This window comes from Microcystis sp. LSC13-02, from assembly GCA_002282935.1.
In the GTDB taxonomy this organism is placed as follows: domain Bacteria; phylum Cyanobacteriota; class Cyanobacteriia; order Cyanobacteriales; family Microcystaceae; genus Microcystis.
Genome location: MTBT01000050.1, coordinates 1 through 10,292, shown reverse-complemented (window position 1 = coordinate 10,292; position 10,292 = coordinate 1). Strand labels below are relative to the sequence as shown.

12 protein-coding genes are annotated in these 10,292 nt (G+C 43.7%); 4 read left to right on the top strand and 8 right to left on the bottom strand.

The annotated features are described in order from the left end of the window. Positions 1 to 190 precede the first annotated feature (190 nt). Complete coding sequence (locus BGL89_RS03070) at positions 191 to 433, top strand: DUF8620 family protein (RefSeq protein ID WP_286824385.1); 243 nt, start codon at positions 191 to 193, stop codon at positions 431 to 433. Between the two features lie 503 nt (positions 434 to 936). Here the strand turns inward: BGL89_RS03070 and BGL89_RS03065 are convergent. Further along, positions 937 to 3,324, bottom strand: coding sequence for an ATP-dependent Clp protease ATP-binding subunit (locus tag BGL89_RS03065; protein ID WP_286824383.1), 2,388 nt, complete (start codon positions 3,322 to 3,324; stop codon positions 937 to 939). A 183-nt stretch (positions 3,325 to 3,507) separates the two neighbouring features. Continuing rightward, complete coding sequence (locus BGL89_RS03060) at positions 3,508 to 4,461, bottom strand: branched-chain amino acid ABC transporter permease (RefSeq protein ID WP_286824382.1); 954 nt, start codon at positions 4,459 to 4,461, stop codon at positions 3,508 to 3,510. A 643-nt stretch (positions 4,462 to 5,104) separates the two neighbouring features. Here BGL89_RS03060 and BGL89_RS03055 point away from each other — a divergent pair. Beyond that, positions 5,105 to 5,677 carry a manganese efflux pump MntP gene (locus BGL89_RS03055; RefSeq protein ID WP_193961534.1) on the top strand — a complete coding sequence of 191 codons (573 nt, stop codon included), beginning with the start codon at positions 5,105 to 5,107 and terminating at the stop codon, positions 5,675 to 5,677. Positions 5,678 to 5,703: 26 nt separating this feature from the next. On the opposite strand, the gene queC is transcribed toward BGL89_RS03055, so the two are convergent. The 4 genes from queC to BGL89_RS03035 all read right to left on the bottom strand — a co-directional run bounded on the left by queC (position 5,704) and on the right by BGL89_RS03035 (position 7,824). After that, positions 5,704 to 6,396, bottom strand: a complete 693-nt coding sequence (queC, locus tag BGL89_RS03050; RefSeq protein WP_286824381.1) for a 7-cyano-7-deazaguanine synthase QueC — start codon at positions 6,394 to 6,396, stop codon at positions 5,704 to 5,706. After that, positions 6,396 to 6,758: an aspartyl protease gene (locus tag BGL89_RS03045; RefSeq protein WP_286824380.1), complete on the bottom strand. Its 363-nt coding sequence runs from the start codon at positions 6,756 to 6,758 to the stop codon at positions 6,396 to 6,398. The genes queC and BGL89_RS03045 overlap by 1 nt, the downstream gene beginning before the upstream one ends. Continuing rightward, positions 6,755 to 7,072 (bottom strand): hypothetical protein, encoded by a 318-nt coding sequence (locus tag BGL89_RS03040; protein ID WP_158201278.1) that lies wholly within the window; start codon positions 7,070 to 7,072, stop codon positions 6,755 to 6,757. The genes BGL89_RS03045 and BGL89_RS03040 overlap by 4 nt, the downstream gene beginning before the upstream one ends. Before the next feature lie 134 nt (positions 7,073 to 7,206). Further along, the gene (locus BGL89_RS03035) at positions 7,207 to 7,824 is read right to left on the bottom strand and encodes a 7-carboxy-7-deazaguanine synthase QueE (protein WP_286824379.1); all 618 of its coding nucleotides are present in this window, start codon (positions 7,822 to 7,824) and stop codon (positions 7,207 to 7,209) included. Here BGL89_RS03035 and BGL89_RS03030 point away from each other — a divergent pair. Then, positions 7,801 to 8,358: a Ycf51 family protein gene (locus BGL89_RS03030; RefSeq protein ID WP_286824378.1), complete on the top strand. Its 558-nt coding sequence runs from the start codon at positions 7,801 to 7,803 to the stop codon at positions 8,356 to 8,358. The genes BGL89_RS03035 and BGL89_RS03030 overlap by 24 nt on opposite strands. Positions 8,359 to 8,378: 20 nt before the next feature. Next, on the top strand, positions 8,379 to 9,488 hold the full coding sequence (locus BGL89_RS03025) for an iron-containing alcohol dehydrogenase family protein (RefSeq protein WP_286824376.1): 1,110 nt from the start codon (positions 8,379 to 8,381) through the stop codon (positions 9,486 to 9,488). Positions 9,489 to 9,508: 20 nt separating this feature from the next. On the opposite strand, the gene BGL89_RS03020 is transcribed toward BGL89_RS03025, so the two are convergent. Together BGL89_RS03020 and BGL89_RS03015 are read right to left on the bottom strand one after the other, a co-directional pair. Then, positions 9,509 to 9,910: a type II toxin-antitoxin system VapC family toxin gene (locus BGL89_RS03020; RefSeq protein ID WP_286824375.1), complete on the bottom strand. Its 402-nt coding sequence runs from the start codon at positions 9,908 to 9,910 to the stop codon at positions 9,509 to 9,511. After that, positions 9,907 to 10,176, bottom strand: coding sequence for a hypothetical protein (locus BGL89_RS03015; RefSeq protein WP_286824374.1), 270 nt, complete (start codon positions 10,174 to 10,176; stop codon positions 9,907 to 9,909). The genes BGL89_RS03020 and BGL89_RS03015 overlap by 4 nt, the downstream gene beginning before the upstream one ends. Positions 10,177 to 10,292 lie beyond the last annotated feature (116 nt).

The following is a 10,292-nucleotide window of genomic DNA, read 5'->3' as shown; positions in this document are numbered from 1 at the left end:
CTAGAAAGTTTTACTCGTTCAAGGCCGAATTTGAAGTCTTTTCTGAACGAAACCCCCTACTATCTGTTGTCAAGGTTCAGTTTTTAGCTTGATTATCGCCTTTTCCATTGTAGCTTAAAGCCGTCCTAAAAGGACTGGGTTTTAACCCAAATTTTCGATAAACTGTTAAATAACCTAAGTTTTTGATGCAATGAAAGAGCAATTTGTCAAGTGGTTGAATAGAATCTTAATATTTGATGTGTTTTTAGTAATAGCGGGCTTTCTCTGGTTTGCCCTGGCTGTTATCGGTGAATCCACGGGAATTCCCCTAGGATTTAAACTTTTTCAGCGTCTTTGGCTGCCCTTATTCAATCCTGCTATTAGTATTTTAATTGCGGGGGCGATTGTCAGCTGGGCGATTAATAAAATTCAAGAGCGCTGGTCCCCTAAATAGGGTCTGCTGAAAAAGTTTTTCGGTGGTGGTAGGAGTCAGGAGTCAGGAGTCAGTAGCCGGTCGTTTCAGGCTTTGAAAGTCCCAATCCTATTTTCTTGCACTAACATCGGACTTTAACAGGTCAAAAGCTTTATTTTAAAAGGGTTTTACCATTATTCAGCCAGCCCTATTTAGGGCTGGCTGAATAAATCTAAAAACCTTGCTGGATAAGACTTTTAGACTTTTTTCCCCTCAAAAAGTGCTGACCATTGGAGTGATCGGGGGTAAAATTGAGGTACTTTTTCCCTGAAAATTAGGTAATTGACCCCCTCAAAACTGGTAAAACCCCACACCCCACACCCTACACCCTACCCCCACCGAAAAACTTTTTGCCGCAAATCCTAGTTCAGATTCTTGACTTTCGTAGCGAGATGATTCCCGCTCCCCTAGAAGTTATTTTTCCTAGTTGATAAAAATCGGGGTTGAAACATTTTCAACCCCGAAAAAAGCAATTTTTGAGGGGATTAACCCACTGGTTGTAACTGTAATTGCGAGAGAATATCGCTTTGCTCAGAGCGCTGATGACTAGAGACTGTCACCACAGCTTCAGCAGTTACATCTAATATCGCATGGTCTCCAGAATTGACTTTTCCCGATAACATCGCGACCGCTAAACTATCCTCTAAGCGTCGAGTTAAAGCACGACGTAAAGGCCGCGCACCGTAGCTAGGATCATAACCCTCATTGATGACCAAATCCTTAAAAGCGGCGGTAACTTCCACAGAAATGCCTTTTTCTGTCAATTGTTTGGCTAGATCCGCGATAAGAATATCGGCAATCTGGGTAACTTCTTCGCGAGTTAACTGTCGGAAAACGATAATTTCATCGAGACGGTTGAGAAATTCGGGACGGAAATATTGTTTTAACTCCTCTGTCACCCGATTAGAAATCTGTTGGTAGCGCGATTGAGCAAAATCGTCAGCAATGTCGAATCCTAAGCTATTACCGCCTTTTTCGATGACTTTTGAGCCAATATTCGAGGTCATGATAATTAGGGTATTCTTAAAGTCCACCCGACGACCTTGGGAATCGGTCAAATGACCATCTTCTAACAGTTGCAGGAGAAGATTAAAAACATCGGGATGTGCTTTCTCGATTTCGTCAAACAAGACCACTCTATAGGGTTGACGACGCACTGCTTCCGTTAACTGACCGCCTTCATTGTAACCGATGTATCCGGGAGGCGCACCAATTAACTTAGAAACCGTGTGGGATTCCATAAATTCCGACATATCTAGACGAATCATACTGGATTCCGAGCTAAAGAGCAACTTAGCCAAGGCTTTCGTTAATTCAGTTTTACCGACTCCCGTGGGACCTGCAAAAATAAACGAGGCAATCGGACGGTTAGGATTCTTTAAATTTACTCGCGCTCGACGAATAGCACGAGAAACGGCATTTACTGCCTCCTGTTGGCCAATAATCCGCTCATGCAGTTGATATTCCAGATTTAAGAGCGATTCCGACTCAGTTTGAGTTAATTGGGTAACGGGAATACCTGTCCAAGCGGCGACAATTTGGGCGATTTCCTCCGCATCCACCACTGGAATTAAAGATTCGGGGTTAATTAGGGGTGATTCTTCGTTAACCTCCGCAGGACTTTTACTTTGCAGGGAATAGCGTAGATGGGTGCGGGATCCCGCTTCATCGAGAAGATCGATCGCTTTGTCCGGTAAAAAGCGATCATTGATATAGCGAGAGGATAGATTAACAGCAGCTTCGATCGCTTTTTGAGCGTATTTTACCTGATGGAAATCCTCGTAGGTGGCTTTTAAACCCCGTAAAATCTCGATCGCCTGCTCTTTAGTCGGTTCTCCCACCATAACTGGCTGAAAACGTCTTTCTAGAGCCGCATCTCGCTCAATATGCCGTTTATACTCATCGAGAGTCGTTGCCCCTAAACACTGTAACTCGCCGCGAGCTAAAGCAGGTTTAAGCAAGTTAGAAGCATCCATAGCTCCTCCCATGCTACCAGCACCGACAAGAGTGTGAATTTCATCGATAAACAGGATAATATTGCCCGATTTGCGAACTTCCTCCACGATACCCTTTAAACGTTCCTCAAAATCGCCGCGAAAACGGGTTCCCGCCAGTAAAGACCCCATATCGAGGGCAATTACCTGTTTATCCTGCAAAAGTTCGGGAATATCGCCATTATGGATGCGTTGTGCTAACCCTTCAGCGATCGCAGTTTTCCCCACCCCCGGCTCACCCAGTAAAATCGGGTTACTTTTGGTACGGCGGCCTAAAATTTGGACAACTCGCTCGATTTCTGGCTCTCTACCGATTAAAGGGTCAATTTTGCCATTTTTGACCTCTTGGCTTAAATTGCGACTATATTGGGCTAAAATACCGACTTGGGGAGCATTTTTCTGGTCTTTATAGTCACTATCACCCGTTAAGCGACCACTAGCGACTTTTTCCCCGGCATTTTTAAGTAAAAGGCCGCGAAGTTTGATCAAATCAACACCCTGCATAATTAAAATTTTAGCGGCTAGGGATTCGGGATCGCTGGTGATAGCGAGTAATAAATGTTCAGGTGCGATCGCCTGTTCCCCTAATTGTCGAGCTTCCTGAAATGCTTGCTCGAACATCTTTTTCGCTTTTGGGGTAAAAGGGATATTAACGGGACTGTAACCCGTGCCGCGGCCGGTCATTCCTTCAATCAGGCGGCGACTTTCGTGCAGGGTGACTTTTAAATCCTTGAGAATTAAGGCTGCGGTGGCGGTGGCTTCTCCTATCAATCCTAACAGTAAATGCTCCGTACCCACGACACTGTGAGCGGTACGACGGGCTTCCTCTTGGGCGAACATCACCGCTTTGATAGCTTTCTGGTTAAAGTATTCAAACATGATCGACGGCTTCCTGGCTACTGGGCTTTAGCTGTTACTGTAACGTTTTCTTTACATTAGCCGGAAGGGGGATATCCGTATCAGCAGGGTGGGTTAGGGGACAGGAGTAGAGACTGGGGAGTTTTTTGCTGTGAACAGTAAACAGTAATCAATTACCTGAAAACTAAAATCTGATCACTGTAATTAGGAATCAACTTGACTAAGAGAGGAACGTCTTTTAAAAGGCATTATTTTTTTAATTAATTCAGGTGTAATTAAGCCTTGGGGATAAAAAATCGTTCCCAAAACAATTAAAATTCCAAAAATAATCAAACGACCATCGCGCAAGAAATTCCCTAACCAAATTGGTAAACCATTCAGTCCGCCGAGGGCGCGTAAAACTTCGGGCAAAGCAGTTAAAACAATGCCTCCCACCACTGGACCAACAAAAGTTCTTGAACCCCCAATTAAAACGAAAGCCAAGAAAATAATACTGGCATCAAAAGTTCCCTGACGGGAATTCCAAGTATTGAGAAAATGGGCGCTTACTGCTCCCACAACTGCCGCTAAAACTGCTCCGAAAGTGAAGGATAAAACTTTGTGATAGGTGGGATTAATTCCCATGGCTGCAGCTGCCAATTCATCGGCACGAATGGCATTAAATGCCCGACCAATTTTGATGTTTTCTAACCGGTAGAGAAACAGCATAGTTAGGAATAAGAGGGGCAAGGCCAGCCAAAGGTAGGCTAATTGAGTAGTGAAGGGTTGGGGAATGGCGAAAATACCGACCGCACCGCCAGTTATCTCGAGATTAAGGGCAATAATTCTCAAAATTTCTACCCAAGCGATCGTGGCAATGGCTAAATAGATACCTCGCAAACGGAGAACAGGAATACCTAAAACTATGGCTAATATTCCTGAAATAATGCCAGCAATTAACATTTCTAAAAAGACCAAAGCCAGGGGATAATTGCTGCCGGTATTAGTAAAAACTTTCGTAGAAAGAATGGCGGCTACATAACCCCCTAAAGCGTAAAAACCGGGGGTTGCTAAGGATAATTGACCGGCCATTAAGGGCAAATAAATTGAAATGCCTAATATGGCTCCAAATATCATTGAAACAATTAAAAAACCATAGGTGTTAAAAAAATCAGCCATATTTTCAGTGAGCGGTTATTGGGGGCTTAAGTTACTGGAGTCAATTAGCTAATTTTATCACCGTTTTCTCCCCTCTGATTCTCTGGTAATTCTCGAAATTATCATAATTTTTTACGTGGCACTTTTCCTATATGGTAGCGTTCGCCACCTTAAAAGCAGACGGGATGATCGATGATGGGAAAAGGTATCTTCCTCAACTTTGTCCTGGAGTTTCAGCGATCTAGAGATTCGTTAAAGAATTTTAACCCCTCTAGGTGCAAGGGTTTTAATGTCATGAAACCTTAAAATGAGAATTGCTGGGGAATTTATGAAACAGCAGCATTGGTTAGTTAACTCCGAAACCCGGTTCCTCGGACTCCTAGTGCTGAATTTCCCGATAAAATCGCAGTAGCGGCTGAAAAAGTCCTAGAAGCTGAGGATATTATCGGTTTTACCCCGGAAGCGCTCCATCAGGTGCAGGCGATCAGCGAGGAACCAGTAATGTGGTTTTAAACGTTTTCAATTCGATCCTCTCACTAATCGAGCAGTTAATTTTTAGGTTAGAGAAATGATAGATAAATGAGAGGATCATGAGAGAAATATGAAAGTTTTCTGGGTAAAAATTAGTTAAGATAAGGGGAAATTAAAGGATAAACAACTATAGATGTTTACTTCACTCGAACTTTTAACCACTTCCTTTGTGGCCGTGGGATTAGCCGCCGATGCCGTGGCCGTTTCTCTGACCAGTGGCCTGATGATTCGTCATATTCATGTTAATAAGGCTTTGAAAATTGCTTTGTTTTTTGGGGGATTTCAAGCGATTATGCCGATGATCGGTTGGGGTATCGGTCTAACTTGTCGCGAGTTCCTCGCCTCTTTTGACCACTGGATCGCTTTTATTATTTTAGGGGCGATCGGCAGTAAAATGATCTACGAAGCTGTTCAAAATGATGACGAGGAAAAAAAATTTAATCCTCTAGATTCCTATACTTTAATCGGATTAGCGATCGCTACTAGCATCGATGCTTTAGTAGTTGGTTTGGGTCTATCGATGATTAAAACTCCCTTACTTTTAGCTTGCACTGTCATCGGTTCTATTACCTTTGCTTTATGTTTTATAGCTGTTTTTATCGGGCATAAATTCGGTAATTTATTTAGTCAAAAGGTGGAAATTCTCGGCGGTTTAGTTTTAATATTAATCGGCAGTAAAATACTCATTGAACATTTAATTGCCTAGATTATCTCCATTTTTCACTATCCTCCCTATTTTCCCTGGCTTTTTTTCAACAGGGGAGTGGCTAATTCGGGATAACCGGCCTCAATTAAAGCCCGATCTCTGATGCGACAGGAATCGCATAAACCGCAGGGTTCAACTTCTCCTTGATAACAAGACCAAGTATCAGCAATGGGAACCCCTAAACTAACAGCACGACGGACGATATCTACCTTACTATCCATCACCAAAGGGGCAATTAATTGGGGTGCTTTCCCTTCTAAACCCGCTTTCGATGATAAATTAGCTAAAGTTTGAAAGGCATCTAAATACTCGGGACGACAATCGGGATAACCAGAATAATCCACCGCATTAATTCCTAAATATATCGCCTCCGCTTCCCTTGCTTCCGCTAAAGAAAGAGCGATCGAAATAAAAACTGTATTTCTCCCCGGCACATAGGTAATCGGGATAATATTCGGGTTAATTCCCTCTTGGGGAATAGCTATAGATTGATCCGTTAAAGCGGAACCTCCCCACAAAGATAGATTGACTTCGATCAGATGATGTTCTTTAATATTGAGGAAATTAGCAATTTTTTTCGCCGCCGCTAATTCCCGCTCGTGTCTTTGTCCATAACGAAAGGAAAGGGCAATTAATTGATAACCAGCAGCTAGAGCGATCGCTGCTGTTGTCGCTGAATCTAATCCCCCGGAAAGTAAAATAATCGCCTTTTTTGTCATTATCCTAATGTCACCTGTGTTTGTTGATAATTAGCTACTAAGATAAATTGTTTGAGCCACTGGGAACCTAACAAAATCTCCTGAATTGCCTCCCCTGCAAAGACGGGAATTTCGTATTCCTGACCATCAATTCTTACTCTGCCCAAATATATATCAAAAAATGCTTCTCCTTGGGCGGTGCGTAACTTATCTTGGTTTAAAAATGGCCATTCAAGACTGCGAGCATCTTGGTCATTCATAACACAAAACTCCGTGAAACCAGTATCTAGCATAGCTTCTACAGGTAACACCAGACCATTAGGGCTGACTAAATCGATATCAAAATAAATTTGACCATTTTCTCCAAATCTCCCTTCAATCATATTCTGCCACTAACTCCAGTTTCATTAATGCCAAAGATATGATGGATTTTGTCGGGATATTTTGCCCTTGCTTTTTTACTAGCCACTTCTTTGTCGGGATCGATAAAATAATCGCCGCTATCGGGTTCGATCGCAATGTACCAACCATAATAATGTTTCATTAACCGGGGCTGTAAACTCTGAAAAATCGGCCAACAACGATGATAAAATTCTAATTGTCGGGCGCGATGTTTGGCCTTTTCTTCCTCTGTAGCTTGAATCTCTGGAAAAACTCGACCACGACGCACTACTCGTTCAGAATTGTTGTTAGACATAGTATTTAACCTCTTGTTAGTAAATTAGGGGTTGGGAATCATGAATTATGAATTGGGGAGTGGGTAGAATAAATAAAAAGTAATCTCCTGATAACTGATAACTGATAACTGATCACTGATCACTGATAACTGATTTACCGGACTCCTAAAAACTTATGGGTTTGTAGACTGAGACGCCATTGGGGATGCCGGAGAACATAATTAAAGACTAACTCTTTGCTTTCCACCGTATTCCATTCGGGTTGCAGATATTTGATCACCCCTTCCGATAACTTACTTTCCTGGATGGCTGCCCAGTCTAAATCCTCTGGATTAGCCACGACAATTTTTAACTCATTCACCCGTGCATAAATACTAGGATCGGGCATTTTATAAGTTTTAGGAGAAAAAGTCACCCAATCGAAAACCCCTGTAAAAGGATGAGCGCCAGAAGTTTCTAAATGTACCCGTAAACCCTGATCTTTTAATTCCCCGGTCAAAGGATCAAGATTGTGCATTAAAGGTTCCCCCCCGGTAATCACCACCATAGCGGGGTTAGCCCCTTTTGCCATCTCAACCAATTCCCGCACCGATTGTTGTGGATAACGGTGGGCATTCCAAGACTCTTTTTGGTCGCACCAAGGGCAATAGACATCGCAACCTCCCAAACGGAGGAAAAAAGCATTGCTTCCCGTCCAAAAGCCCTCGCCCTGCACAGAATGGAAAGTTTCGACAACAGGATAGGTACAATGGTTTATGCTAACCGTTTTCATAGAATCAGTATTATAGAAAATATGGACATTCCCCTGAACTTTGCCAAATACATCCAATGGTCTGGTATTGCCACGCTGGTTTTTTTGGTACTCACGATTATCGCTTTTCTCGTCGGTTGGGGAATCCGCTTTCGTCTCGTCGGTGTCACTAGCTTTATGGCTGTGTTGACGGTCGGAATTTTCGGTCTTGGGTTAGGATTATTTACTCGTACCGAAATTCCGGGAGCGGTGAGATTCTCCCTTGTCTATGATAACGGAGCTAATCAAGCTGTTATCTCCCTGCCCAATACTGTTACTACCGAGCAGGTGGAAGCAACCCTAAAACAAGCCGCTAGTGACTTGTTTTCCTCTGGTCGCGCCGGTGCTGGCGGTAATAATCAATTTATCATTAGCGCTCGCACTCTCGTTCACCCTCAGCCCGGTTTATCTGCTCCTTTGTACTTAGGACAGATTAAAAAATCCTTCTCCGCCCCGGGGGATAATACCCCTGAACTACAGCTTTTTCCCGAAAGTTTCGCTAAACTTAGCCAATAATCCTGAGAGGTTGTCAAAAAATGTCCAATGCTGTCGCTGTTTTGCCCCTGTTAATCGCCCCCGCACAAGTGATTCGGGGTGACAATGCCCTAGAAGAATCCACCGGCAAATTAGCGGATTTGGGGAAACGTCCCCTCGTGGTGGGCGGCGATCGCAATTTAGCTTTTTTGTCATCTCCCCTGAAAAATCTCACTCCTAGCTATCACAGTTACGCCCCCGATTGTTCGGAGAATTCCTTAGCATATTTAAAGGCATCTGTCAAGAGTCATGAGGCAGATTTTATCATCGGTGTGGGTGGCGGCAAGGCCCTCGATACGGCCAAATTACTCGCCCATCAGTGCCATTTGCCGATTGCCACGATTCCCACCTCCGCGGCCACTTGTGCCGCTTGGACGGCCCTATCTAACATCTATTCTGACGCGGGGGCGTTTCTTTACGATCTGTCCCTAGCCCGTTGCCCGGATTTATTAATTCTCGATTACGGTATTATCCAAACTGCCCCGAAAAGAACCTTAATCGCCGGTATTGGCGATGCGATCGCTAAATGGTACGAAGCTTCCGTCAGTAGCGGTCATTGCACAGAAACCCTGATCATTGCCGCTGTCCAACAGGCCCGGGTTTTGCGGGATATTCTTTTCCAAAAATCCCCGGCAGCCCTGGAAAATATCGGCGGGGAGGACTGGAAACAGGTGGTGGATGCTACCGTTTTATTAGCCGGAGTAATTGGTGGTTTAGGGGGTGCTAATTGTCGTACCGTGGCCGCCCATGCAATTCATAATGGTTTAACCCATATTCCCGCTTGCCATCATGCCCTGCACGGGGAAAAAGTCGCCTACGGCATCCTCGCCCAATTGCGTCTAGAGGAAATAGTTTTGGGCAATCAATTGGCACTATCGGCCCGGGGGCAACTAATCCAGTTTTATGAACAAATTGGTTTACCGAAATCCCTAGAGGATTTAGGATTAAGAGATGTTTCCCTTGCCCAATTGCGCCACGCAGCCGCAATTGCCTGTCAGCCTAATTCTGACATTCATCGTTTACCTTTTACGGTTTCCCCTGAACAAGTTATGGCGGCCATGGTTTCTACTACCACTGCCGATCCGATCGTGCAGAAAGTTAAAGCTAATTAAGGGTAAATTTTCGGGACTTATTAATAAATTGAAATCACTTGAACACTTGGGGTACGATAAATAGACCTACTCGGTTTTTCAGTTGTCATAAACTCCTTTGCACCAGCCATTACCGCTGCTGCAACATGAAGCGCATCCATTGCTCCCAAACCCCACTGACGCGCCTCTTGAGAACCCATTAAGAGAATTTGTTCTAAATCTGTAACGTAGTCAGTAACTGCCGTGAAATACGCTTCATAGAATAGTGCTTCCTCTCGGCACTGATTATAAATTGCCTTGGGCAAGACTTCTAGCTTCAGAAATGGACTGGAAACAAACGAGCGATTTGCGTCATCGAGAACCTGTACCGCAGGAAGTGACTTTTCGCTATTCCCCCTAGCCGCAGCAATTAAAACACCCGAATCAATAAAGGTTTTGATCACCCATTATCTCCTTGATATCCACCTCTCCTCTCAGCTTTTTCACGTTCAATACCCTCCAGATCCAAGAGACTTTCTCCCGATGCTACAATTGCAGTCCGAATTTTTTGCAGCCGTTTACCCAACTCAGTTTTAGGCTGGTACGATGCTACTGGATCTGTAATAGTTTGCTCCTCAAGACAGAATGATTCGACCAACTCCAAGACTTGCTGCTGTTTGTCGTCGGGTAATGTTCTCCATTTTTCCAGTAATATTTGCTCATTTGTCATAATATCTTCCTGATGGCTAATCCTCATAATTTTTCCTGCACTTACCGAAATTTTGGGTTAAAGCCCCGTCCTTTTAGGACGGCTTTTTAAACTATAGCTTGTTAACTTAACTTTTA